The sequence below is a fragment of the Streptomyces sp. NPDC055243 genome (assembly GCF_044544025.1).
GTDB lineage: Bacteria > Actinomycetota > Actinomycetes > Streptomycetales > Streptomycetaceae > Streptomyces.
In genome coordinates this window covers 878,982-903,946 of sequence record NZ_JBITWR010000001.1, presented here as the reverse complement: position 1 = coordinate 903,946, position 24,965 = coordinate 878,982, and the positions used below count along the sequence as shown (strand labels likewise).

Annotated in this window: 20 protein-coding genes and 3 pseudogenes; 9 read left to right on the top strand and 14 right to left on the bottom strand. The window is 69.3% G+C overall.

The window, feature by feature from the left end; genetic code table 11:
- Positions 1-147: 147 nt before the first annotated feature.
- Positions 148-2,490: a collagenase gene (locus tag ACIGXX_RS03905; RefSeq protein ID WP_399972437.1), complete on the bottom strand. Its 2,343-nt coding sequence runs from the start codon at positions 2,488-2,490 to the stop codon at positions 148-150.
- Between the two features lie 333 nt (positions 2,491-2,823).
- On the opposite strand from ACIGXX_RS03905, the gene ACIGXX_RS03900 reads away from it, so the two are divergent.
- The 3 genes and pseudogenes from ACIGXX_RS03900 to ACIGXX_RS03890 form a co-directional block, all read left to right on the top strand.
- Complete coding sequence (locus ACIGXX_RS03900; protein ID WP_351156175.1) at positions 2,824-3,495, top strand: GntR family transcriptional regulator; 672 nt, start codon at positions 2,824-2,826, stop codon at positions 3,493-3,495.
- Positions 3,496-3,646: 151 nt separating this feature from the next.
- Complete coding sequence (locus tag ACIGXX_RS03895; protein WP_399972433.1) at positions 3,647-6,355, top strand: discoidin domain-containing protein; 2,709 nt, start codon at positions 3,647-3,649, stop codon at positions 6,353-6,355.
- A 74-nt stretch (positions 6,356-6,429) separates the two neighbouring features.
- Positions 6,430-6,988 (top strand): annotated as a pseudogene (locus ACIGXX_RS03890) (class I SAM-dependent methyltransferase); the annotation flags it as partial.
- Between the two features lie 550 nt (positions 6,989-7,538).
- Here the strand turns inward: ACIGXX_RS03890 and ACIGXX_RS03885 are convergent.
- Positions 7,539-8,078 carry a YbhB/YbcL family Raf kinase inhibitor-like protein gene (locus ACIGXX_RS03885; RefSeq protein WP_351156183.1) on the bottom strand — a complete coding sequence of 180 codons (540 nt, stop codon included), beginning with the start codon at positions 8,076-8,078 and terminating at the stop codon, positions 7,539-7,541.
- Between the two features lie 162 nt (positions 8,079-8,240).
- Between ACIGXX_RS03885 and ACIGXX_RS03880 the strand changes: the two genes are divergently transcribed.
- Both ACIGXX_RS03880 and ACIGXX_RS03875 read left to right on the top strand, forming a co-directional pair.
- Positions 8,241-8,957, top strand: coding sequence for a GntR family transcriptional regulator (locus tag ACIGXX_RS03880; protein ID WP_351156186.1), 717 nt, complete (start codon positions 8,241-8,243; stop codon positions 8,955-8,957).
- Positions 8,954-9,817 carry a hypothetical protein gene (locus ACIGXX_RS03875; protein WP_399972429.1) on the top strand — a complete coding sequence of 288 codons (864 nt, stop codon included), beginning with the start codon at positions 8,954-8,956 and terminating at the stop codon, positions 9,815-9,817. Before ACIGXX_RS03880 ends, ACIGXX_RS03875 begins: the two co-directional genes overlap by 4 nt.
- A 325-nt stretch (positions 9,818-10,142) precedes the next feature.
- Here the strand turns inward: ACIGXX_RS03875 and ACIGXX_RS03870 are convergent, their stop codons facing one another.
- Positions 10,143-10,481, bottom strand: a complete 339-nt coding sequence (locus ACIGXX_RS03870) for a MerR family transcriptional regulator (RefSeq protein ID WP_351156191.1) — start codon at positions 10,479-10,481, stop codon at positions 10,143-10,145.
- A gap of 1,461 nt (positions 10,482-11,942) precedes the next feature.
- Here ACIGXX_RS03870 and ACIGXX_RS03865 point away from each other — a divergent pair.
- Complete coding sequence (locus tag ACIGXX_RS03865) at positions 11,943-13,004, top strand: acyl-CoA desaturase (protein WP_351156193.1); 1,062 nt, start codon at positions 11,943-11,945, stop codon at positions 13,002-13,004.
- A gap of 292 nt (positions 13,005-13,296) precedes the next feature.
- Here the strand turns inward: ACIGXX_RS03865 and ACIGXX_RS03860 are convergent.
- The 5 genes and pseudogenes from ACIGXX_RS03860 to ACIGXX_RS03840 all read right to left on the bottom strand — a co-directional run.
- Positions 13,297-13,835, bottom strand: a pseudogene (locus ACIGXX_RS03860) (helix-turn-helix domain-containing protein); the annotation flags it as partial.
- A gap of 61 nt (positions 13,836-13,896) precedes the next feature.
- Positions 13,897-14,709: a phytanoyl-CoA dioxygenase family protein gene (locus tag ACIGXX_RS03855; RefSeq protein ID WP_351156196.1), complete on the bottom strand. Its 813-nt coding sequence runs from the start codon at positions 14,707-14,709 to the stop codon at positions 13,897-13,899.
- Positions 14,710-15,573: 864 nt separating this feature from the next.
- Positions 15,574-16,068, bottom strand: coding sequence for a hypothetical protein (locus tag ACIGXX_RS03850; RefSeq protein WP_351156199.1), 495 nt, complete (start codon positions 16,066-16,068; stop codon positions 15,574-15,576).
- A gap of 123 nt (positions 16,069-16,191) precedes the next feature.
- A complete protein-coding gene (locus ACIGXX_RS03845) occupies positions 16,192-16,563 on the bottom strand; it encodes a hypothetical protein (RefSeq protein WP_351156202.1) in 372 nt (123 codons plus the stop codon).
- A gap of 138 nt (positions 16,564-16,701) precedes the next feature.
- Complete coding sequence (locus ACIGXX_RS03840) at positions 16,702-17,685, bottom strand: ArsR/SmtB family transcription factor (RefSeq protein ID WP_399972423.1); 984 nt, start codon at positions 17,683-17,685, stop codon at positions 16,702-16,704.
- A 313-nt stretch (positions 17,686-17,998) separates the two neighbouring features.
- Between ACIGXX_RS03840 and ACIGXX_RS03835 the strand changes: the two genes are divergently transcribed.
- Positions 17,999-18,157, top strand: a complete 159-nt coding sequence (locus ACIGXX_RS03835; protein WP_399972420.1) for a hypothetical protein — start codon at positions 17,999-18,001, stop codon at positions 18,155-18,157.
- Positions 18,157-18,666 carry a DUF6420 family protein gene (locus tag ACIGXX_RS03830; RefSeq protein ID WP_361464796.1) on the top strand — a complete coding sequence of 170 codons (510 nt, stop codon included), beginning with the start codon at positions 18,157-18,159 and terminating at the stop codon, positions 18,664-18,666. Before ACIGXX_RS03835 ends, ACIGXX_RS03830 begins: the two co-directional genes overlap by 1 nt.
- A 24-nt stretch (positions 18,667-18,690) precedes the next feature.
- Here the strand turns inward: ACIGXX_RS03830 and ACIGXX_RS03825 are convergent, their stop codons facing one another.
- Positions 18,691-19,134 carry a hypothetical protein gene (locus ACIGXX_RS03825; protein WP_399972417.1) on the bottom strand — a complete coding sequence of 148 codons (444 nt, stop codon included), beginning with the start codon at positions 19,132-19,134 and terminating at the stop codon, positions 18,691-18,693.
- A gap of 127 nt (positions 19,135-19,261) precedes the next feature.
- Between ACIGXX_RS03825 and ACIGXX_RS03820 the strand changes: the two are divergent.
- Positions 19,262-19,468: pseudogene (locus tag ACIGXX_RS03820) on the top strand (hypothetical protein); the annotation flags it as partial.
- Here the strand turns inward: ACIGXX_RS03820 and ACIGXX_RS03815 are convergent.
- From ACIGXX_RS03815 to ACIGXX_RS03795, 5 genes are read right to left on the bottom strand one after another with little or no spacing between them, the layout of a single operon-like run.
- The gene (locus ACIGXX_RS03815) at positions 19,425-21,233 is read right to left on the bottom strand and encodes a hypothetical protein (RefSeq protein WP_399972414.1); all 1,809 of its coding nucleotides are present in this window, start codon (positions 21,231-21,233) and stop codon (positions 19,425-19,427) included. The pseudogene ACIGXX_RS03820 and the gene ACIGXX_RS03815 sit on opposite strands and share 44 nt — an antisense overlap.
- A complete protein-coding gene (locus ACIGXX_RS03810; RefSeq protein ID WP_399972411.1) occupies positions 21,230-21,838 on the bottom strand; it encodes a hypothetical protein in 609 nt (202 codons plus the stop codon). The genes ACIGXX_RS03815 and ACIGXX_RS03810 overlap by 4 nt, the downstream gene beginning before the upstream one ends.
- A complete protein-coding gene (locus tag ACIGXX_RS03805; RefSeq protein ID WP_351156222.1) occupies positions 21,835-22,701 on the bottom strand; it encodes a carbohydrate ABC transporter permease in 867 nt (288 codons plus the stop codon). Before ACIGXX_RS03805 ends, ACIGXX_RS03810 begins: the two co-directional genes overlap by 4 nt.
- Entirely contained in the window at positions 22,698-23,657 is a 960-nt protein-coding gene (locus tag ACIGXX_RS03800) for a sugar ABC transporter permease (protein WP_351156224.1), read from the bottom strand. The genes ACIGXX_RS03805 and ACIGXX_RS03800 overlap by 4 nt, the downstream gene beginning before the upstream one ends.
- Positions 23,654-24,937 (bottom strand): ABC transporter substrate-binding protein, encoded by a 1,284-nt coding sequence (locus ACIGXX_RS03795; protein ID WP_399972408.1) that lies wholly within the window; start codon positions 24,935-24,937, stop codon positions 23,654-23,656. Before ACIGXX_RS03795 ends, ACIGXX_RS03800 begins: the two co-directional genes overlap by 4 nt.
- Positions 24,938-24,965 lie beyond the last annotated feature (28 nt).

Below are 24,965 nucleotides of genomic sequence, written 5' to 3'. Positions count from 1 at the left end.
GTCATGGCGGAACCGGCCGGGAGGAGAAGGAGACGCCCCGGTGGAGACCGCCGTGTTCGTTGGCGGTCCCCACCGTGGCGGTGCCCGCGGTGTGCGGACATCGGCTAAATCACCGGTGTCGTAGGGGTGTCGGGCGTGTCGGGCGCGTCAGCCGCGCAGCGGGCCCTCGCAGGCGTAGTCCGATGTCCCGGCGCGCCCGTTGGTCCAGATGTCGACCTCGCCGAAGGTGCAGTTCATGTCGGTGAGGTTGTTCTCGCCCCCTGCGGCGCGGTCGAGGATGTAGGCGTCGACGGTCTCGGACATGTCCTTGAAGACGAGGTCGGGGTCGGCCGCGTCGCCGAGGTTCGCGGTGATCCGGCCGGTGCACACGAAGCGCGGGCGCGCGGGGGCACCGGTGGAGCGGCAGTCGGGCGTGATGCCGGTCGTCGCCACGAACGAGGAGCGGATCTGGTCGGCGGTGGCGGCGCGCAGCTGGTCGACGGGGACGTACTTGGTGTCGGGGACGAACAGGTCGTCGACGTGCGCGATCTGCTTGTCGAGGAACGCGTCGTAGGCGCTCTGCAGCCCGGCGTCGCGGCCGAGGCGGTCGCGCCAGGCGTCGAAGGCACCGGGGTTGTCGGAGCGCAGGTGACGGTACATCTCCTTGATGAGCGCGGGGCGTTCGGTCCACAGGAACTCGAAGAACGCGCCCGCGTAGTCGTAGAAGCGGAAGCCGTCCCCGTCGTAGGTGGCGTGCAGCAGCTGGTCGACGCTCATGCGCGGCCCGCCGCCCGCGGTGTCGTCGATGATGCCCTGGATCAGGGACTTGCGGACCTTGATGCCGTCGTCGCGGGTGGCGCCGTCGAAGAACTCCGCCGTGCCCTCGTCCATCGCCGTCGTCCGGTCGCCCTCGTACCACGGCCCCTCGCCGAAGAATCCGGGCACCGCCCAGCGGCCGTTCAGGTAGTGCGTGTACTCGTGGCGGAACAGCTCCTCGAGGGTGAGCGAGGAGTCCTGCGGCACGCGCCGCTGGTAGGTGTAGAAGGTCGCGCCCCGCTCGATGTAGACGCCGCCGTTGTCGGTGCCCATGCCGGTGAGCAGCGGGTGGTAGTTCTCGTAGTCGGCGCGTGAGGCGTACAGGACGGTGTTCAGGGTGGTGTTGGGGTCGCCGCCCAGCGGCTCCTGGGTGCCGACGACGCGGTGGAACTGGGCCTTGACCTGCTTGCTCGCGTAGTAGAGCTGGTCGACGGTGTCGCGGTCGAGTGCGGTGCGGACCTTCAGGCCGCCGGCGTCGTAGGCGTAGGTCTGCGGGAAGAGGCGGCGCTCGATGTCGGCTCTGCACACCTTGTACGGCTTGCAGGCGTCGAACTCGATCAGCCAGGTGACGACCTTCGCCCACGGTGCGCTGCCGTCACCGAAGTTGCGCACGGTGGTGTCCAGGAGCGGGCCGAGCCCGGCGACGATCTCGGTGCGCAGGGCGTCGATCTGGCCCATGCGGCCGTACTCGCTCAGCGCGTCGCGCACCACCCAGGCGTTGGTCCTGCCCTTGAGGTGAGTGTGTCCGGCGAAGGCCTTGAAGGCGGCGCGGTAGGAGGCGTCGGCGGCCACCGCGGCGCGGAAGGCGGTGTCCTGGTTGCCGGGGTAGACCCCGAGGTAGTTCAGGGTGAGCGCGGAGAGGGCCGCGCCGCCCCAGCTGGTGTCCTGTGCGGTGTCGGGGTGGGCGGCATCCATGGTCGCCAGGACCCTTTTGACGAGCGGGAGTTGATGCTGGCGAAGCCCCGTCGCGCTGGCCGCGGTCAGCGCCTCGCGCAGCGTCTCGGCGTTGGAGCGGGTGACGTCGAAGGCACGGGCGGACGCGCCGAAGGCGTCCACGGCCTGGCGCATCGCGGCCAGGGTCGACGGGTCGGTGATGTCGACCTCGTCGTGCGAGAACGCCTGGTACGAGACGGCATGCAGGTACGTGAACATCTCGAGCAGGTGGCTGCCGTTGGTGCCGTCGTGCGATGCGGCGAGCCGGCTGATGCGCTGCGAGACGGCCTGGATGTGGGCGCGCGACATGACCGGGGCGAGGCGCTGGTCCCAGGTCCAGATGAGACCGCGCAGACAGCCGTCGGCCGTGACGGCCGGATCGGCGAGGAACGCGGTGAACTCCGCGGGCGACAGGCCCTTGACGCCGTCGAGGGTGCACGGCACCGACGTCTTGCCGACGGTGGCGCGGGGCACGTCGGCCGCACCCTTCGTCTTCTTCGTACGGGGGCCGGGCACGCGGCCGTCGCGGAGTCCGCCGGGGGCGGGGAGCTTCCGGGCGACCGGCTTCGGGGCGCTGGCACGACGGTCCACCCGGTCGAACGGGCTCGGGGCCTCGGGTCCCGGCGCGGCGGGCGAGGCGGTGGCCGGACGCCGGTCGGGAGCGGGGGCGTCCGCGCCGACGGCGGGTGCGGCCGTGGCGCACAGCGTCACGGATATCGCCGCGGCGACCACGGATCTGCGCAGGGTTCGGGGTTGGTGCACGACAGGCTCCTGGTGTGTGGGAGGTGGGGCAAGCAGTGCGTGCGCATGGCGAGGAGGGGCTTCCCGGCATCAACTGCCGGGCCGCCAGCGGTCCTTGAGGAGCGAGGGTCACGCCATGTGATGCGTAACGTAGTAATGTGAAATGGTACTGACAACCCCTCAGACGCCGGGACGGTTCGCAACTCCCCTACCGCGCCGGGCCGTTCACCCAGGCCGCGTGCTCTGAGGGCGCACCAGATCCTGGGGCGAAAACAACGTGACATTGTACGCTGGTGATCTACTCGGGCGCGGGCGCGCGGGCCCCGACGTGCGGGCCACGAAGGGATCACCACCATGGGCCACCTCCCACAGCGCACCCTCGTCACTCCCCGGGAGCGGCTGCGCGACCAGGTCGCCCACCATCTGCGGGCGGCGCTGATATCCGGTGAACTCAGGCCCGGCGAGGTCTATTCGGCGCCCGTCCTCGCCGAGGACTTCGGGATCTCCGCGACGCCGGTGCGCGAGGCGATGCTCGATCTGGCCCGCGAGGGCCTGGTGGAGCCGGTCCGCAACAAGGGCTTCAGGGTCACCGAGGTCAATGAGCGCGACCTCGACCAGTACACCGAGATCCGCACCCTGATCGAGGTTCCCATGATCGGCCGCATCACCCGCTCCGCGTCGCGCGCGGAGCTCGAGCGGCTGCGTCCCGTGGCCGACGAGATCGTGCGCGCGGCCCGCGACCACGACCTCATCGGCTATCTGGAGGCCGACCGGCAGTTCCACCTCTCCCTGCTCGCGCTCGGCGGCAACGAACGGCTCGTCGAGACCGTCGGCGACCTGCGCAAGCGCGCCCGCCTGTACGGACTGACGGCGCTGGACGAGCGCGGCCGGCTCATCCCGTCGGCGCAGGAGCACATCGAGCTCCTGGACCTGATGGTGGCGGGCGACACCGAAGGGGCGGAACAGTGCATGACGCGCCATCTCGGGCACGTGCGCTCGTTGTGGGCGCGGGGCGACAAGGACTAGGGCCGAGGACACGCGCCGAGAACCTGGTCCAATGGCGGGCCTTACTCGCGAGTTCGTTTGATTCTTCAACACAGTGCGCGATTCATTGACGCGGACCGTTCACATCTTTATGGTCGCCTGACCTTCCCCGGCGACCCCGCAACGGAGCACAATGAGGTCCCTCCCCCGCACGGCCCGGTTCATCGCACCCCTCCTCGTGGGTGTGCTGGCGGCGGCCGTTCCCCCCACCGCGGCGGCCGACATCGCGACCCCGAGAACCGAAGAGCCGACGACGCCCGCGCCCTCCCCCGCCGACGGCTGGACGCTGACGTCGAACCGTCTCGACGCGAAGGACACGTACCACGCCTTCGTCGGCAACGGCTATCTCGGTCAGCGCGTCGCGCCCAACGGAGCCGGTTACGCCGACTCCGACGCCAAGACCGGATGGCCGCTGTTCACCCCCCGCTACGACGGCTCCTTCGTGTCCGGTCTCTACGCGCACAACAAGGACACCACCGAGAACCGCCAGGTGGCAGCCGCCATCCCCACTTGGACCCCTCTCACGGTGTCCACCGACGGACCCGACTCCGAGACGTTCACCTCGGCGACTAAGGCCTCCCGGATCTCGCACTACCGGCAGAGCCTCGACCTGCGCCGCGGCCTGGTGCGGACCGAGCTCACCTGGACGGCCGCCGACGGCCGGGCCACCGACCTCACCTACGACGTCCTCGCGGACCGCGCCAACCCGCACGTCGGCGCCGTACGACTGCGCATGACCCCGCACTGGAACGGCAGCGCGAAGGTCACCGACCGCATCGACGGCCGCGGCGCCCGGCGCGTGACGCCCACCGGCGGCGGCGCCCGCACCGGAGGGCACACCATGGCCGTGGGGTTCCGTACGCAGGGCACGAAGACCGAAGGCACGGTCGCGTCGACACTCCGGGCCGGGCACGGCGTGCGTACAGGAAATGAACAAACCTCAGCTCCCGGCCGCGAGTTGAGCGCCCAGCAGTCAGTCGGTGTCCCCGTCCGGTCCGGCCGGACCTATGAGCTCACCAAGTACGTCGGCGTCGACACCGCGCTGACCTCCCGCGCCCCCGAGCGCGCCGCTGTCACGGCCTCGCAGCGTGCGGCCGGGCGTGGCTGGGACGCCCTGTTCGCCGGGCACACCGCCGCCTGGCGCAAGCTGTGGCGCAGCGACATCGAGGTGCCCCGGCAGAGGGACCAGGGCGAACTCCAGTCGTGGGTGCGGTCCGCGCAGTACGGGCTGCTTTCCAGCACCCGCACCGGCTCGGCCAACAGCATCTCCCCCACCGGTCTGAGCAGCGACAACTACGCGGGGCTCGTCTTCTGGGACGCGGAGACCTGGATGTACCCGGCGCTGCTCGCCGCCCACCGCGACCTCGCCAAGTCCGTGGTGGACTACCGCTACCGCACCCGGCACGGCGCCCGCGCCAATGCCGAGAAGCTCGGCCACCCCGGCCTCTTCTACCCCTGGACCAGCGCGAGCAAGGGCGACCTCACGTCCGAGTGCCACAGCGTCGACCCGCCGCACTGCCGCACCCAGAACCACCTGCAGAGCGACGTCGCCCTGGCCACCTGGCAGTACTACCTCGCTACCAAGGACACCCAGTGGCTGCGCACCCGTGGCTGGCCGGTGATCCGAGGGATCGCCGAGTTCTGGGCCGACCGCGCCACGCGCAACGCCGACGGCAGCTACTCCATCAAGGACGTCGCAGGGCCCGACGAGTACAGCAACGGCGTCGACGACGGCGTCTTCACCAACGCGGGCGCCGCCACCACCCTGCGCACCGCCTCCCGCGTCGCGAAGATCCTCGGCGAGGACGCACCGGCGAGCTGGCACACCGTCGCGGACAAGCTGCGCATCCCCTACGACAAGAAGAAGCAGGTCTTCCAGCAGTACGACGGCTACCAGGGCTCGGTCATCAAGCAGGCGGACACCGTGCTCCTGATGTACCCGCTGGAGTGGCCGATGTCGAAGCAGGCCGCCACCAACACCCTCGACTACTACGCGGCCCGCACCGACCCCGACGGCCCCGCCATGACGGACTCGGTGCACGCCATCGACGCCGCCGCCATCGGCGAGCCCGGCTGTTCCGCGTACACCTACCTGGAGCGTTCCATCCGGCCCTTCACGCGCGGTCCGTTCAACCTCTTCTCGGAGGCGCGCGGCGACAAGGCGGGGGCCTCCGACCCGCTGTCGGGCTCCCCGGCGCAGAACTTCACGACCGGCCAGGGCGGCTTCCTCCAGGTCTTCACCAACGGCCTGACCGGGCAGCGGATGCGTGAGAACAGCGTGCACCTCGACCCGATGCTGCCGCCGCAGCTGTCCCAGGGCGTCAAGCTCAACGGGCAGCACTGGCAGGGGCGTACATACGACATCGCCATCGGCGCGCACGAGACGACGGTGCGCCTCACCCACGGAAAGCCCTTCGAGATCGAGACCCCGCAGGGCAAGCAGGTCGTCAGTCAGGGCGCGCCCGCGCACCTCAAGACCCGCCGCCCGGACCTGGAGCCCACCGACAACCTCGCCAGGTGCCATGCGGCGAAGGCGACTTCGGAGCAGCCCGGTCAGTACGCGAACGCCGCACTCGACGGCAGCACCGCCACCGCCTGGGTCCCCGACACCACCCGCGCCACTCTCACCGCGGACCTCGGCGAGGTCTCCCGGATCTCCAAGATCACCCCGCACTGGACGGACGTGAAGCCGGCGAAGCACACGGTGCAGACGTCGCGCGACGGGCAGCACTGGAACACCGCCTCGCCGGACGGAGGATCGGCCCGCTACGTCCGGGTGAGGTTCACCTCCAAGGACGCGAAGAAGCCCGCGGGAATCCAGGAGTTGACCGTCGGCCGATAGGTCACGGCTGGAGCGGCGGGGGAGGCACGAAAACCGGTGCCTCCCCCGCCGCTCCCGTTGGTAGCCTCCCGGGCGTGGCAGACGAGGCCTACGAGCATCCCAGGCTGGCGGCGCTCTACGATCCGCTCGACCCCGACCGCAGCGACTTGGACGTGTACGCCGACTTGGCAGCGGAGCTGAAGGCACGTCAGGTGCTCGACGTCGGCTGCGGCACGGGCACGCTCGCCCTGCTCCTCGCGGATCGAGGGCTGCGGGTGCGGCGTCGAACCGGCCGCGGCCTCCCTCGACGTCGCGCGGTCCAAGCCCGGCAGCGAACGCGTGCGATGGCTCCACGGCGACGCGACGGCGCTCCCGGACATGCGGGTGGACCTCGCCACCATGACCGCCAACGTGGCCCAGGCGATCGTCGACCCGGAGGCGTGGGAAGACACCCTGCACGGAATCCATGCCGCGCTGCGGCCGGGCGGCCATCTCGTCTTCGAGACCCGTGACCCCGCCCGGCGGGCGTGGCGGGAGTGGAACCGTGCCGCGACCCGCCGCACGGTCGCCGTCGAGGGTGTCGGCGACGTCGAGACCTGGCTGGACATCACCGACGTCAGCCTGCCGCTGGTGTCCTTCCGCAGCACCGTCGTCCTCGGCCAACCGACGGAATTCGCTGACCTGCTGAAACATGGCCACCGGAGAGTGGGGATCCCGCGTAGGGATGTGGAGATTCCCGAAGAACTTCCGTACGGCTCTGTCGTCGATCCGGGTGGGAAACGCCCGTTCCCAGATTGGGAACGGGCTGGGTGCTAAGACTTCGAAGGTGGTGAGGAAGCCTACGAAGCCCGCTCGAAAGCCCCGTCGAAGCGCTCACCGATCCGGCTCGGGGCGATCGAGAGCGCGCCGATCGTCGATCGCCTGCGGGATCTGCACGAGCTGGGCGACGACCGTGCCATGAGCCAGTTCCCGGCAACGGAGGAGCTATTCCTCGTGCTGGAACACGCACAGAGATGGGGTGTGACCGAGATATGCGCCAAAGGGGCAATGGATGATCTTGAAGCCCTGAGCGCCCATCACCCGTCACCCGTTCGGCTCAGCGACGGAGTGGCCAGCCGGTTCGCCGCAGTCCTCAACGCTTCCCACCGGACGTTGACCAGGAGGAGGGCCTGGTCGCGCTCGGCGCGGGCCTTATGGCTGTTCTTCAGGCGAAAGTCTCAGCGGTGGCTGTCAGGACCGCGCGGCCAAGGATGTGCCCGGCCATGGTGAAGCCGAGGGCGGCCGGGGTGGCGTCGGCGGGGACGTTGATGGACTCGACGTCGAGGGCATGCACCACGGTGAAGTAGCGGTGCGGGCCGTGTCCGGCCGGCGGGGCGGCGCCGATGAATCGGGCCGCACGGGCATCGTTGGGCAGTTGGAAGGCGCCCCCGGGCAGGCCCAAGCCGGTGTCGTCGCCGGCACCTTCGGGCAGCTCGGTGACGGTGGCGGGGATGTCGGCGACCGCCCAGTGCCAGAACCCGGACCCGGTGGGGGCGTCGGGGTCGTAGACCGTGACGGCGTAGCTCCTGGTGCCTTCCGGGGCGCCGCTCCAAGAAAGTTGCGGAGAGACGTCCTTCCCGCCGGGAACGCCGGAGAGGCCGGAGTACTGCTCGATCGACCAGGGGCTGCCGTCGGTGACGGTGGTGCTGACAACGGTGAAAGAGGCCGCCTCGGGGAGACGGGCAAAGGGGTCGTTGGAACTCATGGTGTTGTGCCTCTCAGGTGCGCTGTGGGGGTGGCGGTGATGCGGCCGACGGAGTTCCGCCGTGGCGGCGTCAGGGGGCGACGTGGTCACGCTTCCCCTCACCACCGAGATCGACCATAGCATCGATAATCGATTATTACTCAGATCGTCTATTGTGTGGGCATGACCCAGATGACTCACACCTCACCCTCATCGGGGAAGCAGATGCTCTCCGAGCAGGTCTACGCACACCTGCGGGACGCGATCATGCGCGGAGACCACGCCCCTGGTGATGCCCTCAAACCCCAGGACCTCGCAAAAGAGCAGGGCGTGAGCCTGGCCGTCGTGCGTGAGGCGCTCGTGCGGGTGGTCGGCGAGGGCCTCGCCGACCGGCTGCCCAACCGTGGCTTCGCCGTCCCCGCCTACTCCGACGGCCGCTGGCAGGAGATCGCAGAGGCCCGCCGGACCATCGAACCGGTCATGCTGCGCATGTCCGTCGAACGCGGCGACGTCGACTGGGAAGCCCGGGTGCGGGCCGCTCACCACCGCCTGACCCGCACCCCGGCCTTCGTCCCGGAGGAGGGCGAGCACTACAGCAGCACATGGGCCGAAGCCCACCGGGTCTTCCACCGCACCCTCCTTGAGGGGTGCGCCAACCCCGTCCTGCTGGAGACCTTCGACCGGCTGTGGACAGCGAGCGAGCTGGCCCGCCGCTGGTCGGCACACCGCAACCCCGACCGGGACGGCGCCCTGGAGCATCGCCGGCTTGAGGAGGCCGCGCTCGCCCGCGACGCCGACACCGCGGCCGAGGTCCTGACCCAGCACCTCACCCAGACTGCGGCCGGACTGACCGACTGCCCCCACCACGAACCCACCGACGAACCCGGAGCGACAGCATGACGTCCATCGAGGCGAGCGCAGGCCGCCACTGTCACAACGCCGTCAGCCCTCTGCACGCGGCCATGTACTTCGCGCCGGAGCCCGAGGAAGAACTCACGGCACTAGGTCTTGAGCGCGGCCCCATGGTCTACCTCGCGGGCCGCGCCGCACCTCTCGGCACTGTCGACGCGGGCACCGTCACAGCGACGTTCTTCAACTTCAACCATGAGCACGTACGGCGGTACATCCCCGCCGCGTGGACCGTCACCACACCGCAGAAGGTGCTCACGGCACGGCTGCGCGGCGCGGACCGGACGCTGCAGCGGCTGCTCGGCAAGGAGGCCCTCGCATCCACGGAAATGACCGAGGCGGCCGAACTGGCGCTGCACGCCACCGAAGCCTGCCGGCGGGAGGCGCGGCCGTTGTACGCCGCCAACGCCGATCTCCCCGTACCCGAGGAGCCGCACCTGGCCCTGTGGCACGCGGCGACGCTTCTGCGCGAACACCGGGGTGACGGTCACCTCGCCGCCTTGGCGATCGTCGGCCTGTCCGGCATCGAGGCGCTGGTCCTGCACAACGCCACCGGCATGGCACCGACATCGGCGCTGTTCATGCGGACCCGCGGGTGGTCCGCACAGCAATGGGACACCGCCCGGGACCAGTTGCGCGAGCGCGGCCTGCTGGACGAGGCAGGCGACCTCACGCAGGAGGGCACGGCCCTGCGCGGCGAGACCGAGGTGCTCACCGACCGCCTCGACGCCGCCCCGTACGACCACATAGGCCCGGCCGCCACCGCACGCCTCACCGAACTGGCCGGCGGCTTCTCCAAAATCCTCAGGGCAGCGGGCGCCTTCCCCGCGGTGCACTTCGGCAAGGGCTGAGGGTCGGGGGCCGGCCTTGGGGAGTTCAGCGATCGGCGGGGACCCCGCGGATTTCACTCCGCGCGGGCGCACTTGTGCCACAGGTGCAGCCCCGCCTCGTTCTGCGACCATCTCGAACGCGCGCTCAGAACCGCGTCGGTCGCCCGGCCCGCTCACCCGCCTCGTGTATTCCGCCGCCTCGCGAGCCGCATTTCGTCGGTTCCCCGTCTTCGGCGAGACCTGGAAGCGCGACTCGGCCCACATCGCTCGCAGTTCCTGCTCGATGTGGCGCGAGCACGTGGCCAGCGGAAGACGAACTGTGGGGATGCCGTAGGTCTCAGCCGTCTCAGGCCGCGGCCGTGGGGTTCGCCGGTTCGGTGGCGCGGCGGTGTTCGGCGTTGATGCGCTGGGCTTCTTCGAGTTGGTCTTCGAGGATGACGATGCGGCAGGCGGCCTCGATGGGGGTGCCCTGGTCGACCAGTTCCCGGGCGCGGGCGGCGATGCGCAGTTGGTAGCGGGAGTAGCGTCGGTGGCCGCCGGCGGAGCGCAGCGGGGTGATGAGGCGGGCTTCGCCGATGGCGCGTAGAAAGCCTTGGGTGGTGCCGAGCATGTCGGCGGCCCGGCCCATGGTGTAGGCGGGGTAGTCGTCGTCATCGAGACGGCCGAAAGAGTCGTCTGCTGTCATTGCACCTCTCTGTGGAACGCGTGGAGGGGCCCGGGTGCCGTATTGGCACCCGAGCCCCGAAGGAACTGCTACACCATCTACCGGCCCTAGTGCTGCGCCGGCCTTCTGTTTCCGCTGACCCGACCTGGAAGCCGTCGGGGTTGCGGGGATCGCGGTTGCTTGACCGGAGACCACCTCACTATCGATGTCCTGCGGTACCCGGGCCCAGTGAATCCGCCCGGGCGATCCTGATGGCGCCTGGCTCCTCCGTTCTTCCCTCTTGTTCAGCTACTCCACGGAACTGCTTGTACTGCGAACTGCTGGTGACCTGTGTCAGCGTCACGCTCCGGCAGCCAGCCCCGTCGCCGCTCCTGCATCTGCTCTGGCTTAGAACCCCACTGCCGAACCTCCCGGCACGCGCGTCCACAGCCGACGCCTTCACCGAGGTGCTGCTCACTTACTTCACTGCTGGGTACCGCGAACTGCACTTGCTCGTACTGCGGTCCTGCTCGCGGCGGCCCCTGATCACTGCGGGCCACCCGGTCCGGTCGTCAGCCCCGTCACCGTCCTGCAACCGCTCTGGCTTCGGAACTCCACCACCGCACCGTCCTGCGCACTGCAACTGCGGGTACTGCTGCCCGGCAGTTCGTCTCTGCCGGGCCTTGCTCGATCTCGGCTACGAGAGAAACCATAACCACACCACCACCCAATGTCTACTCTGACCGCGATAGATTTCCGTCTAAGTGACGGTTAGATATTCGAACCCCATGAGAGACGGTGGGTTCAGCAACATCCACAGCAGCCGACTGTTCCCTGCCCACGCCCACAGGCCTCTGTGGGCGTGGGGACGGCTGTGGCGGCAGCGGCGACTCGCCAGAGGGCCTCAGCCACAGCTGTCTGCGTCCATTCCCCGCACACGCGGTGAACGTCACCGCGGCGCTGAAGCGGGGTGAGCCGTCCTCGATCCTCGCCCGGATGCGGCACGGAACGCTGCGCGGGTTCATCCCGCACTACGTGTGGGCGGAAGTCACCGGCAGGACCGTTGGGACCGCCGTTACCGGCGCCCACCGGGGGGGGCAGCTGGAGGATTGGCCAGGACCGCCGAACCGCGAACATCGCAGGTGATCGGAGAGCGGGTCTCGTCGCCGCCACTCCCCTTACGTGATGTGAACACGACGATGGGTACTCTGGATGCAAGATGCCCTAGCCCTTGGCTGCTCTTCCTGGAATCCCGGAAGACGTACTGGCTCCGCACTCGGTCGCGATGACGGCGCTCGCAAGCAATGCGCCACGACTGTGCGGGTCCGATCTCTACGACACGTCGCCACGGCCGCGTGACAGATCACACCGCTACCGCCTGCCCCAGATCCTCGTGTGACGGTCTTGCCCGACGTCCACGCGCAGCGATCGGGCACCTGGCGGGAAAAGAGGCATCATGCCGGTCACCCTCCGCTCGTCGTCGGCGCAACAACAGGCCCGCCGATGAGCACGCAGACACCGCTGCGGGCGGGCACAGCCGTGGGCACACCGGTTCGACGCGGGGGCAGTGACTACGCCCGGCTGTCGAAGGAGATCAAGCACGCCGGACTGATGCGGCGCCGCCCCTTCTACTACGGCGTGCGGATGGCCTTGGTGGCCTCAGCCTTCGCCGGGGGCTGGCTGGCCTTCGTGGCCATCGGTGACAGCTGGTGGACGCTCGCTGTCGCAGCTTTCCTCGCTCTGGTCTTCGGACAGATCGCACTCGTCACGCACGACGTCGGCCACCGCCAGGTGTTCCGAAGGACCCCGGTGAGCGCGCTGATCGGGCGCCTCGCCGGCAACCTGGGGATCGGCATGGGCTACGGCTGGTGGCAGGACAAGCACTCGCGCCACCACGCGAACCCCAACCACGAGGAGCTCGATCCCGATGTCGCCCCCGACATCCTGGTCTGGAGTCAGGCGCAGGCCCGCGCGGCCAGCGGCCTGCCCCGCCTGATCGGGAAGGCGCAGGCCTATCTGTTCTTCCCCCTGCTGGCCCTGGAGGGCTTCAACCTGCACGTCGCAGGGGTACGCGCCCTCGCGGACCGGTCCCTGAAGCAGCGCAGGCTCGAGGGGACGCTGCTCACCGCGCACTTCCTGCTGTACTTCGGAGCCCTGTTTGTCATGCTCTCCCCGGGCAAGGCAGTGGTGTTCGTCGTGGTGCACCAGTGCCTGTTCGGGCTCTACCTGGGCGCCATCTTCGCCCCGAACCACAAGGGCATGCCCACGTTCACCGGCAACGACCGGCCCGACTTCCTGCGCCGCCAGGTCCTCACCTCCCGCAACGTGCGCGGAAGCTGGTTCACGGACGTGGTCCTCGGAGGACTGAACTACCAGATCGAGCATCACCTGTTTCCCAGCATGCCGTCGCCGAACCTGCGCAAGGCTCAACTCCTGGTCCACCGCTACTGCGACGAACTGGGCGTGGCCTACCTCCAGACCTCGCTCATCGCCTCCTACGGCCAGGCGCTCAAGAGCCTGCACCAGGCGAGCCGCCCCCTGCGACAGCAGCCCCGATCACTCTGACGCGTCGAGCGCCGGCGGCAAAGTCTCGCACCCGTACTGTCGGCCTGCGCGGAGGGTCTTGTCTCCGCACCGGGGCGACGCCGCCCGCTTGAACTGCGGTGTCAACGGATCGTGATGATCCGGCTGGTCCCGAACGGAACTTCCTCCGCCAACCGTTCCCGTGCCCTCTGGCGGTCGCCGCCTGGTGCCACGCTGCCAGTGAACCCTCTCGCGAACCTCTCAGCGATAGGGGAGGCGAGCCAGACAGCGAAGCTGGACGGCTGTGCTGACCGTTGTGCCTCGACGCTCGATACTGGGGCCATGGCCGCGACAGCTTCTCCAGGCGCTCCAGGTTCCGCGGATCGATCCCACGGACAAAGTCCATGATCGCCTGGTTTGTCCCCGTATGCACCAGCGGTACCCGGGTCTTGAGCCCGACGACAGTGAAGTCCGCCTTGTCTACGACGCGGTATCGCACACTGCTGCTCCCTTCGATGGTGAGGCGGATGGCCATCTGGGACTGGGAGATGAGTGCGGCGCCGGTACGCCGGGCCTCGCCCGGTCCGATGCCGTGCATGGCACGGAACGCCCGCGCGAACGCCTCACCGGAGCTGTAGCCATAACGCACCGCGATCTCCAGCAGCGTGTCGCGCCCCGCGAGTACTTCGGCGCCCGCGAGGGTGAGCCGGCGGCGCCGGATGTACTCCGGCAGCGGCATTCCCGCGAGCGGAGAACATCCGGCGCAGGTGGTGCTCCGAGGTCGCCGCGATGCGCGCCAGCTCGGCTACGTCGATGGCCCGGTCCAACTGGCGCTCGATGTGCTCCGATGGCCTGGTTCAGCCGCTCCAACATGCCGTTCCCTTGTCCTTCCCCATTTCACCACCGCCTTGACAGCGATGGTCGTGAAGCACGCCTATCCGGCGCTGCGGTCGGTGCCGCCGCCGTCCGGACCGGGGGTGTTCTGTCCCAGGCCCCGGCGGATCGCAATCTCCACGGGTGAGTAAGCGCCGTCGGCCCGTTCCAGTTCGTACGGTGCGGCCGGCATCAGCGGCGGCTGGGCCATAAAGCGCGGCCGCACCCCATGGTGCGGTTGCGCCGCGTGCACCAGGAACGGATGGCACAGGAAGACGTCGCCAGGGGACCCGGTGGCAAGGGCGAGTGGCCGGTGGTCGGACGCCGCCACCAGATCGGGGGCGAGGGCCAGCCCGCTCGCCCCGTCCTCCCCGTACTTCTCAAGCACCTTCGGCACGTCGAGGTGCGAGCCGACCCGGATCCGGGTCGGAGCGTCCTGTTCACCGACCTCGCTGAACAGGAACAGCATCAGCAGCGCCCGGCCCTGGGAGCGCAGATTCGTGAAGTACCAGCTCTCGCCCTCCGGCAGATAGCTCCCCTCGATGTGCCAGCCCGCGTCGTCCGGCTCCTCCTCGTGCGGGAAGCGCAGCGGGAACGTGCCCAGCGAGTAGCGCGGCTCCCAGCGTCCCGCGCCGACGAGCAGGTCGTACGCGCGGTGCAGGGACGGTGAGTTGGGTGCGGCGGCGAACGGTCCCTGAGCCATGCCGGCCACCCAGTGCACGGGCTGCGTCCACGTCGACGGGTCGTCCGGGTCGCAGCCCGTCTCTCGCCACAGCAGCCGCGCGCAGTCCGCGGCCACGCGCGGCGCGACAGCGCCTTCCAGTTTCACGAAGCCGTCGCGGAGGAAACTTGATACCAAGGTCGTGTCATCCATGCCGCCATCATGTGGCGACACCGGCCCTGGTCACCCGACATTTTCCGCACCGCCTTTATCGGGTGATCACCGGAGCGCGGTCAGGCGGCGCGCGCCACCAACCCGGCCTTGATCGTTCTCAGCGCAACGGCTGTGCCAGCGTTCCCCGAGGCCCGTGATTCTCGCGGGTCTTCACCCGGATCGCGCGCGAGGGGTTCGGGAGCGCCGGTGCTCTGACCCGGGAGAGCCAAGGGCAGCACGGCCGTAATAGGAGCGGCCACCAGCACGGAAATGATCTTCATGCCCTGTCCAACGCCCCGAAATGATCAGAGAAATGCCATGGCCTTGTTCTATTCCGCGAGCAGCGAAAGTGCCTTCCGAAGTGGTGAACATCTGCTGCTCGTTCTCGTGAAAAAAGCCAGCCCCCCAAGCGTTCCGCAGGCCCTCGCCACCTGCTGGACGCGGAGGCGGAGGCACGATTGAAGGAGTTGTGGCCCGATACCTCGCGCACGGTGAAAGACATCGGGGAAGAGCTGGGGATATCCGTGGCATCAGTAAGCCGCTAGGTTGCCGAACTGCGCCTACCGCGTCGCAAGAAGTCCGCGCATCGTCAACGCTGACCCTCCGCCAGGTCCCCGACGACGATCGAGTCTTTCTTTCGCGGGCGGGCTCCTTGATGCCAGGGACGGGCGGCGGGCCGGGGCTCAGGGCACCGGCGGCCGCCACGCATCTGGCACGCTCATGACATCGGGCGGCAAAGACCCTCCGTCCGTAGTCACCAGATCGTTCGGCCGCACGGTGCCGACGGCACCGAAGAAGTCGACCGTGCGGCCGGAGAACTGCGCTTCGGTGAAGACGACCGCACCGCCAGGGAACTCCGCGCCGTCATTCGGTGCTGCCGTACTCGAATACCTTCTCGGTGGACCTACATTCCCCGCCCCACCGCAAGGAGGTGACATGCACTTTCAGCGTGCTGTTGGGGTCCCCGGCCATCATGACCCCGGGGGTTCCGGCTGGCCATCCGAGGGCGTCGGTGCGGTTGGTTTCCTGGAAGTGCAGGCATCCGTGTGCGTCACCTCTCGCTGTGTATCCACGCCAGCGGATGTGATCGGCTCCGGGGTCGCTTTGGCCGTTGTTGAAGATCACGTCCGCGCCGCTGTTGCCGTCCCAGTTCCCGTATGTGGCAACGGCCGGGTCCCTCGGGCTGTCGCTGTCATACACGCATACCTGGCCCGCCTTGCACCGCTGGATCGTCGCACTGGGGCTCGCCTGCGCAGAGCCGGCGGCACCAGCCAACAGCGTGAGGGCGGCCGCGCCGGCAGCCAGAGCTGAAATTCTTGTACGCACGGCTACACCTTTCTTGTTCTTCCGGTCTTTCACGGAGGAGGCCGTTGGCCGTTGTGGAAGGTGCTTCGCGCGGCTCAGACAAGGCATCGTCTGACGGTGATGCCTCTGCCCGAGCCGCTTTCGTAGTCAGACGTCTGTCAGGCTGGGCGGAGTCGATCAGCCTATTTCGCGCAGGTAGACGTTCGCCGTGTTCCCGAGGTCTCCGAGGTTGATATTTTGGACCTCGCCCTTGGGGCACGCTTTCGGGCTGTACAGCGTGTTTCCGGTCTTGGGGAAGAACGCGTAGACCTCAGCGCATTGGCCGTCAGAGGCAGTGTCCTTCAGCCAGCCTCGGACGTAGACCGAGGTGCTGCTGCACGAGATCGTCCAGTGTGCTTCCGCCCCGCTGGTATACACGTCCTTTCGGTCGCCGCATCCGCCCTTCACCTGGATGGAACCTTCCGTGGTGGCGTTCGCCGCGGGCGCCGTGAATCCGATGGATGCCACGGCAGCCATGGCTACCGATACCGCGAGATGACGTACGGGCATGTTTCCCCCTCCAACAGCGGTTGCCGACCGGTCGAGCGGCACCAGCAGTCTGGGGTGGTTGCTGCACCGAGCGCGTGTGGTTTTGGCTCCAGCCAAAACGTCGGAGCGCATAGGGCGCCGGCACTGATGGCGTTGACTTCAGCGGCCGTTGAGCAGACGTCGACCCAGCGGTGTTGCGGTGTGCAGGACGCGCTTTCCGTCGCGCTGAGATGCGATAAGACCTGCGTCTCGCAGGATGGCCAGTTGCTGACTGGTACTTGGCAGGGATAACTCTGTGGCATCGGCGAGCTCGGATGTAGAGGCGCAGGCAAGTTCGGCCAGCTCGTACAGCAGCGCGGCGCGGGCAGAGCCCAGCAGGCGCGTCAACGACGTGACGGAAGCATCCGTCGGAGGCGGTGTCTTGTCGATCGGGTAGATCAGTACGGGCTGAAGATGGTCTTCGGCAAGGGTTATCGGTCGCTTCCAGCAGAAGTACGACGGCACAAGCAGCAGCCCTCTGCCTTCCAGGTGGAGATCGCGCTCGAGTGGATAGTCGACCGTCAGCACGGGCGCCTGCCAAGCCGCCATGGGCCGCAGGCTGCCGAACAGAGCCTGGATTCCACCGTTCGTCAAGGCGCGGGTTCGCAGCGCCGTATCCGCAGTCGCAGCCGTGTCTATACGGTTCCACAGGGGCGCGATGAGTCGCTGGTGGTAGGTGCGTAGGTTCTCGCCCAAGGCCTTCAGCGCCGTGGTGTCACCTCGTGCCAGCTCCGCGCCGAACTGGGGTCTTCCGCCGCTTGTTGCCAGCAGGGTCAGTTCGTGGCGCAAACGGTGGCGCGGCGTCGCAAGGACTCGGTCAAGACCGGATTGCAGATCATAGGGAGCGGGCGTGACAGAAGGGGTGAGGAAGTCCGGGAAGTAGGCGGCGTGCGGCACCAGAGTGCGCAGTGCCATCGCTGCCTCTCGTACTGCCCCGCTCCGGCGGGTCTGGTCGCTGGCCGCCCGCCGCCATGGATCGAAGGCGATGGCACCCTCGCGGGTCTGGAGACGGCACAAACTGCAGACGATCTCCCACAGCGGGTCGGGGCGCTGCGCCAGGCGCACGCTCTGCAGGTCTCGGCCGGTGAAGTGGATGCGCAGCATGGTTTCCCCCCGGTTGCCCAGCGGCGTCACCGAGGATCTTCGTCAGGCACGTCGGCACGGGTAAGGGAAAACTCGGCCAAGCACCTGCCTGTTGCCGGCCCTACGTGCGGGTAAGTGGGTCGGTCAGCGGACGGTACCGTCACCCGTTTCCCGGGTGTGACCGTGTTTCGTCGATGGCCTAGATCCAGGCTGTTCCGTCGCAGATGGTTGTCCCGAACGGCGAGCGGCCGGAACGTGCCGCACGCGTCCGCAGCAGAGGCCACCATGGGCCCGTACCGCCCGCCGACCCGCAGGAGAATCGCGCCCGTGATCCGTGCCCACCACTGGCTCAAGGGCGGCGCCGCCCAGCTCGGCGTTACTGTCCCCCGGCCTGCCCGGCCCGTTCGGTGTCTGGCCCACCGACGACCACCAGGACGACGAGGACCAGGAGCACGAGCTCGTCGTCGACCGCGCGAGGGAGACGAGCACCTGATGACGATCGAGCACCGCGGCGCCGCCGGCCCGTACACCAAGTACGACGGGCTGCCCGTCCTGCACGCAACGGAGGTGAAGTTGCCGCTGATCCACCCGTACGCCCCGGTGACCACCGGGCGCTACGTCACGCCCGGCGGCGGGCGGCTGACCATCCCGGAGCTTGCGAAGAACGCCGCCCATCTGCGGGTCACGCTGGACCACCTCGGCTGTCCCGCCCAGCACACCGAGGAGAAGAACGCCGCCTTCAAGCGGCTCGCCCTGGCCACCGAGGGCTACTGCCTCCAGGCGAAGTGCCGGCACGCCGCCGCGTACGCGGGCGGGGTGCTCAGGTCGTTCGAGGTGCGCACCGGCAGCATTCCGCTCACCGCGTTCGTGCGCGCCGCCCTCGCGGTCGAGCTGGGCGACTTCGCCCTCGCCGACCGGCTCCTACAGGAGACCGAAGCGCGGTTCGGGCCGGTCCGCCAGGCAGAGGAGCTCGGCGAGGAAGACCAGGCAGAAGCCGGTTAGGTCCGATAGATCCAACAGGTCTGATCAGGTTGCCGCAGGGGCCGCCAGCAGCTCGGGGATGACTGCCCACACGAAGGAGTCGATGCCGCGCAGGCCAGGGGCATGTTTGGCCAGGGTGGGCAGGAAGCGGTCCGGCTCGCCGTCCACGCCGTGGATCACCTTCACCGGCCTGCGGGTGATGTCGGCGAGGCCCTGCGCCTGGTCCATGACGGCGACGATCGAGTTGTTGAGGCGGCCGACGCCGGTCGCGGGGCCAACGCACTCGGGGCCGGCGCGGCCGACGAGGACGCGGGCCTGCCGGCCGAGGGGCTCGCGGGTGTATTCGACGAGGACGCGCAGCACCCACACCGCCTGTTCGTCGTCGTCCAGGCCGTCGATCCCGTCGCCCTTGCGTAGCTGGTCGAGGCGTTCCTCGCCGGGGCCGGGCGTCGACGCGCCGGTGGCCATCCACTGCTCGAAGTCGCTCATGCCCGGTCAACGAGCGACGGGGGCGGACAGTGCGCTCGCGCAGCTCAGGCCGGGGCGGCGGGGCCGTGCTGTCTGCGTTCAGCACGGTTCCGCCGGTTGCGTGCCCATCCCTATCCTCAGCGCGACGGGCGAGCGGCTCGCCTCCGACTCCACCCTGCGCTTCCGTGAGCGCGACGAAGTGACCGCCTCGCTGACCGCGCACGGCTACGTGGTGGACGAGGTCCGCGACGCCCCGGACCGGCCGGGCAGGGAGTTCGTCTTCTTCGCCCGCCGCCCGGACCACGCGCACGTCAACGCAGCGTCATCCGATATGTCAGCGGCGAACGGCCGGTGATCAGGACCCGGATGCCGTCCGGGGTGAGGGAGCCCTTCATCCAGGTGTAGCGCTCCCCCGGATCGACCACGGGCGGCTGCTTGCCGCCCTTCCCGTTGCCCGGGCCGAAGGTGATCCGGTCCTCGCCGACCGTGTAGACCGCCTCGCCCCTGACGAGCTGGTAGGTGTCGTCGGCACCGGCGACCGGCTCAAGCCCCTCCCCCGACAGCTCACCGCCCCGCCGGAAGCACAGTTCGAGGGCCAGCGGCACCGCGGACCCCGACACGTCGAAGGACAGCTCCCAGCCGCCGCCGTCCGTCTCGCGCACCAGGATCTCGGTGCGAAGGGTCCGGTACTCCTTGGGCCGGTGCGGGAAGTCCATCGCCGACCAGAAGCGCCCGTCGTCGGTGAGCGGGTAGAGCCCGTCCCTCCGCCGGTGGCGCCGGGGCAGCGGCTGGTGGAACGCGGCCCGGACCTCCGTGTGCAGCCGCCACGCGTCGCCCCGCCGCTGCAGGCCCTCGGACCGGAAGGGGCCGAGCGAGAAGAACTGCGGGGCGAGCCGCAGCGAGTCGAGGATCGCGGCGCCCTTGCGCATCTTGAAGAACGTGGGGTTGGTGGAGAGGCCCGACGAGATGGCGTGCACCTCGGGCAGGTCCGTGCCGCCGAAGACGCTCGCCGTCCGCTCGCCGCGGCGCACCCGCACCAGGCGGCAGCTGTCGTCGTGGTGCTCGAAGTCGGTGGGAAGCTCCTTGCCCGCAGGCAGCTCACGGGCCAGCTCGGGGCGGTCGAGGACCTCGGCGAGCCGGTCCCCCAGCGGGGTCTCGCCGAAGGTCTGCCCGGCGCCGCGCTCCCGCAGCAGCGCGGCGACCGCCGCGAAGGTCCCGTTGCCGTCGCGGATCGCCAGCTCCCGGTACTGGAGCCAGAACTCCGGCAAGTAGCGCAGTGTCGCCTGGTCCTGGCGGCGCGAATGGACGGACTCCACCTCGCCGTTGGGCTCGGTGACGTAGAGCGAGGCGGTGAGGTTGCCCCGTACGTGGGCGTACAGGTCGCGCCGGTCGTGGAAGCGGGCGATGGTCAGCAGGGCCGGGTTGGTCACGACCGCCGAGTACGTGGGGCTGCGTTCGCTGTACTCGCCGCCCGCCAGCTGGTCGATGCCCTCCGCCAGCCAGGCGTCGATGCGGCGGAGGTAGGAGGCGTCGGGCCAGCGCCGGTGGATACGCGATAGCGCGGAGCACACCAGCCAGCGGTGGTTGGCGGTGTGCACGCCGCCGTGCGCGAGGCCGGGGCCTGCCTTGCGCAGGATGCGCTCGACCGTGGCCCGCAGCTTGGCGGTGGACCGATCGGCGTCCTTGTCGAGCAGGGCGTAAGCGATGTTGAGGTCGACGATGGAGAAGGCGGTGTCGGGCGGTGAGTGGACGGCGCCCTGGTCCCACAGCCCGTCGTCGAACTGTTCCTCGGCGAGCGTGTCCGCGAGCTCGTGCAGCGGGCCCAGGAGCGCGCCGTCGTGGTGGTACGCGGACGCGGCGTGCACGTGGACGGAGGTGAGGGTGCGCAGGCTGCGGGCGGCGGCGCGGGCCTTGCCCAGGTCGCGCAGCTCCGTGAGGTGGTCGTCGTACCCGTCGAGGACGGCGGCGGCGCGCGCGTCGGCGGCCTCGGTGAGGAAGGCGACGAAGTCCGCGTCCTGTCGCGGCTGTTCGGCCGCGACCGCCGTCTGACCGGAGAGGCCACCGATCCCCGCGGCGGTGGCCGTGGCGGAGGTGGCGAGGAAGGTCCTGCGGGCTATCACGCTGTCTCCCCTTGGGGCATGCGTACGTGGTTGCGTACGTCGATGGCGGTGAGCGCGAGGGCCAGTGGCCCCGGCACGAGGAACGCGAGCGGCAGCATCATCCAGGCGCACAGCGCGGCCGCCGCCAGGGCGAGCAGGACCAGCAGGCTGCCGCCCACGTCCCGCGCCGCGTCACCGGCGGCCCCGCGCACCGCGGCGCGCCAGTCGCCGAGCGCTTCGGGGCGGGCGCAGGCGCGCAGCCCCACGATCACGGCGCAGGCCCCGATCACCGCGGCCGTCACGGCGAAGACACGGGCACCCGGAAGACCCGCCCCGGCAAGCGCCAGATCCGCCGCGAACAGCAGCACGCCGGCGAGTGCGACCGCGCCCGCGGCGAGGTCACCGGGACGGAACCGCTCACGCAGCAGCGCCATGTACCGCCCCGCCGTGGCGGGTTGGGCGTCCCTGGTGCCGCGCACGATGGTGCACGCGGTGGAGAACGCCGCCGGAGCGGTGATCAGCGGCAGACAGGCGAACGCCGTGATCACGCCGATGGCCAGTACGTCCGCGAACAGGGTCATCCGTGGCCCGAAGATCTCGCCCGGCTCGCGGGTCCGCGCGCTCATCCCTTGACCCCGGAGTTGGCCATGCCCTCGACCAGGAAGCGCTGGAAGGCGAGGAAGAACAGCACGATCGGGAGGAGCGCGATCACCGACATGGCGAACATCGGGCCGAACGCCGACTGGCTGGAGGCGTCCACGAACGACCGCAGGGCCAGTGTCAGCGTGAACTTCTCCGGCGAGAAGAGATAGATCAGCTGGGTGAAGAAGTCGTTCCAGGTCCAGATGAAGGTGAAGATCGCGGTGGTGATCAGCGCGGGCCTGGTGAGCGGCAGGACGACCAGGAAGAAGCTGCGGAACGGGCCGCAGCCGTCGATCCTGGCGGCCTCCTCCAGCTCGCGCGGCAGCCCGCGCATGAACTGCACGACGAGGAAGACGAAGAAGGCCTCGGTGGCGAGGAACTTCGGCAGGATCAGCGGCCAGTAGGTGTTCACCATGCCGAGCTGGTTGAAGATGATGTACTGCGGGATCAGGACCGCGTGGTGGGGCAGCATGATCGTCGCGATCATGAAGGCGAACAGCGGCCCCCGGAAGCGGAAGCGCAGCCGCGCGAACGCGTAGGCCGCGAGCGAGCAGCTCAGTACGTTGCCCAGGACCGCGCCGCCCGCGATCAGCAGGGAGTTGGCGAGCAGCCGTCCGACGGACACGTCGTCCACGCCGTCGAGGGCGGTCGAGTAGTTCGACCACTCCAGCTTGCTCGGCAGCAGGTTCAGGCTGGCGATCACCTCGTCGGCGGGCTTGAGCGACGTGGCGACGAGCCAGGCCAGCGGGTACAGCATCACCAGGAGCGCGGCCAGGCATCCGGCGTGCAGCGCCACCCGGCGCCAGGGAAGGGACCGACGGCCCACGGTGGTTGCGGTGGTGGTCATCGCTCCCCCTCGTTCGCGTAGAAGACCCAGGAGCGCGAGGTGCGGAAGAGCACCGCGGTGACGGCTCCGATGGCGAGCAGCAGGACCCAGGCCATGGCGGAGGCGTAGCCCATGTGGGAGGCGACGAAGCCGCGGTCGTAGAGGTAGAGCGTGTAGAAGAGGGTGGAGTCGGCGGGGCCGCCCTTGCCGCCGCTGACCGCGAAGGCGGGGGTGAAGACCTGGAAGGCCTGGATGGTCTGGAGTACGAGGTTGAAGAAGAGGACCGGCGACAGCATCGGCAGGGTGATGGAGACGAACTGCCGCCTGCGGCTCGCCCCGTCCACCGACGCCGCTTCGTAGAGCTCGACGGGGATCTGCTGGAGACCGGCAAGGAAGATCACCATGGGGGCACCGAACTGCCAGACCGTCAGGAGTGCCACGGCGAGCAGCGCCCAGCCGGGCTTGTTGACCCAGCCGCCGGTGTGGATGCCGATGTCGGAGAGGAGGTTGTCGACGGTGCCGCCGTCGTTGAAGACCGCCCGCCACACCAGGGCGATCGACATGGACGCGCCGAGCAGCGAAGGGGCGTAGAAGGCGGAACGGTAGAAGGACTTGCCGCGCTTCATGGACTTCAGGGCGAGCGCGACGGCGAGCGCGAGCGCCAGCTGCAGCGGCACGGCGATCACGACGTACATCAGGGTCGCGCCGACCGAGCGCCAGTAGCGCGGGTCCTCGGTGAACATCTGGACGTAGTTGCGCAGGCCCACCCAGCGCGGGGCGTTGAACAGGTCGTAGTCGGTGAAGGACAGATACAGCGAGACGGCCATCGGCAGGAGCGTCAGGACGACGGCGCCGAGCACCCAGGGCGAGAGGAACACCCAGGCGGCGCCCTCGCGGCGGAGCCTGCCGCGCCGCTTGTGCGGTGGCGCGGGGCTCTTGGCCCGCACGGCCTTCACGGGTATGTCGGTGGTGGTCATGACCTCAGCTCCGCCTTCGCCTCGGTGATGAAGTCCTCCGCGGCCTCGCGGGGTGTCATCTGCTCGAACGACACCTGGTCGTAGTCGCGCTGGAAGGTGGTCTGCAGGGAGTTGTCGCCGGTGGGCGGGGCCTTCGGCGGCGTCTTGAGGGTGCCGTCGACCGAGTCCTGGTAGTCGGCGACTGTTCTGTCGAAGTCCTTGAGTTCGGGGCCGAGGTCGTCGCGGATCGGCTCGTTGACGGGGATGCCGCGGGAGGCGCCGAGAATCGCCGCCGCCTTCTCGTCATTGATCATGAAGTCGATGAACTGGGCCGATTCCTCGGGGTGTCGGGTGCCGGCCGCTGCGCCCATGAACATCGAGGGCTTGAAGTACTGGCCGGGGGTTCCGTCCGCGCCCGACGGCATCGGGGCGAGCGTCAGTCCTTCGCCCACGATCGCGGTGTAGCCGCTGGCGGGGGCGTCCCAGTTGAAGTCGGCGACCGCCGTGCCGCGCGCCAGCGGCTGGTTCTCCACCGAGCCGTCGAGCTGCGTGGTCTGCTCGGCGGAGGACACCGCGCCCTCGCGCCGCAGCTTGTCGGTGAAGGTCCACCAGCGCGTCAGGTCGTCGGCCGTGAAGCCCAGCTCGCGGTCCTTGGTGTAGAGGGCCTTGCCCCGCCCGCGCAGCCACACCTCGAAGCAGTCCTCGCTCTGGCCGGGGTCGATGGACCCCGGCTTGCCCGCCTTCTTCGCCAACTCCCGCATGGCGTCGGCCCAGTCGTCCCAGGTCCAGCCCTTGCGCGGGAGCCTCACCCCGGCCGCCTTCCACTGCTTGGCGTCGTACACCACCGTCTCGGTGCCGCGGCCCTGCGGGATCGCGTACTGGGTGCCGTCCACGACGCCGGTGGCGAGGAGACCGGGGTCGATCTCGTCGGTGCGCAGGGCCTTCTTCCGCTTGCCGAGGTCGAGGAGGATGCCGCCGGAGGCGTACTGGTCGATCTGCCGGTAGTCGAGCTGCATCACGTCGGGGGCGTCGCCGCCCGCCGCCTGGGTGGCGAGCTTCTGCTTGTACGCCTCGTAGCCGGCGAACGAGGTCTGCACCTCGACCCCGGGGTGCTCCTTCTCGAACAGCGCGACGGCTTCCTGGGTACGGGCCGCCCGGTCGGGGTTGCCCCACCAGGTGTAGCGCAGCACGGTCGTGCCGCCGCCGCTCGATTCGTCCGAGCCGCCGCAGCCGGTGAGCAGCACGCTGAGCGTGAGCACCGCGGCCGTCGCGCAGGACCACTTCGTCCTGTTTCCGGGCATGCCGATGACACCTCTCCTCTCTGGTGTG

Coding starts and splice junctions, on each gene's coding strand:
- ACIGXX_RS03900 (WP_351156175.1), top strand. CDS start 2,824: ATGGGCCACCTCCCACAGCGCACCCTCGTCACTCCCCGGGAGCGGCTG.
- ACIGXX_RS03895 (WP_399972433.1), top strand. CDS start 3,647: ATGAGGTCCCTCCCCCGCACGGCCCGGTTCATCGCACCCCTCCTCGTG.
- ACIGXX_RS03885 (WP_351156183.1), bottom strand. CDS start 8,078: ATGAGTTCCAACGACCCCTTTGCCCGTCTCCCCGAGGCGGCCTCTTTC.
- ACIGXX_RS03880 (WP_351156186.1), top strand. CDS start 8,241: ATGACCCAGATGACTCACACCTCACCCTCATCGGGGAAGCAGATGCTC.
- ACIGXX_RS03875 (WP_399972429.1), top strand. CDS start 8,954: ATGACGTCCATCGAGGCGAGCGCAGGCCGCCACTGTCACAACGCCGTC.
- ACIGXX_RS03870 (WP_351156191.1), bottom strand. CDS start 10,481: ATGACAGCAGACGACTCTTTCGGCCGTCTCGATGACGACGACTACCCC.
- ACIGXX_RS03865 (WP_351156193.1), top strand. CDS start 11,943: ATGAGCACGCAGACACCGCTGCGGGCGGGCACAGCCGTGGGCACACCG.
- ACIGXX_RS03855 (WP_351156196.1), bottom strand. CDS start 14,709: ATGGATGACACGACCTTGGTATCAAGTTTCCTCCGCGACGGCTTCGTG.
- ACIGXX_RS03845 (WP_351156202.1), bottom strand. CDS start 16,563: ATGCCCGTACGTCATCTCGCGGTATCGGTAGCCATGGCTGCCGTGGCA.
- ACIGXX_RS03840 (WP_399972423.1), bottom strand. CDS start 17,685: ATGCTGCGCATCCACTTCACCGGCCGAGACCTGCAGAGCGTGCGCCTG.
- ACIGXX_RS03830 (WP_361464796.1), top strand. CDS start 18,157: ATGACGATCGAGCACCGCGGCGCCGCCGGCCCGTACACCAAGTACGAC.
- ACIGXX_RS03825 (WP_399972417.1), bottom strand. CDS start 19,134: ATGAGCGACTTCGAGCAGTGGATGGCCACCGGCGCGTCGACGCCCGGC.
- ACIGXX_RS03810 (WP_399972411.1), bottom strand. CDS start 21,838: ATGAGCGCGCGGACCCGCGAGCCGGGCGAGATCTTCGGGCCACGGATG.
- ACIGXX_RS03805 (WP_351156222.1), bottom strand. CDS start 22,701: ATGACCACCACCGCAACCACCGTGGGCCGTCGGTCCCTTCCCTGGCGC.
- ACIGXX_RS03800 (WP_351156224.1), bottom strand. CDS start 23,657: ATGACCACCACCGACATACCCGTGAAGGCCGTGCGGGCCAAGAGCCCC.
- ACIGXX_RS03795 (WP_399972408.1), bottom strand. CDS start 24,937: ATGCCCGGAAACAGGACGAAGTGGTCCTGCGCGACGGCCGCGGTGCTC.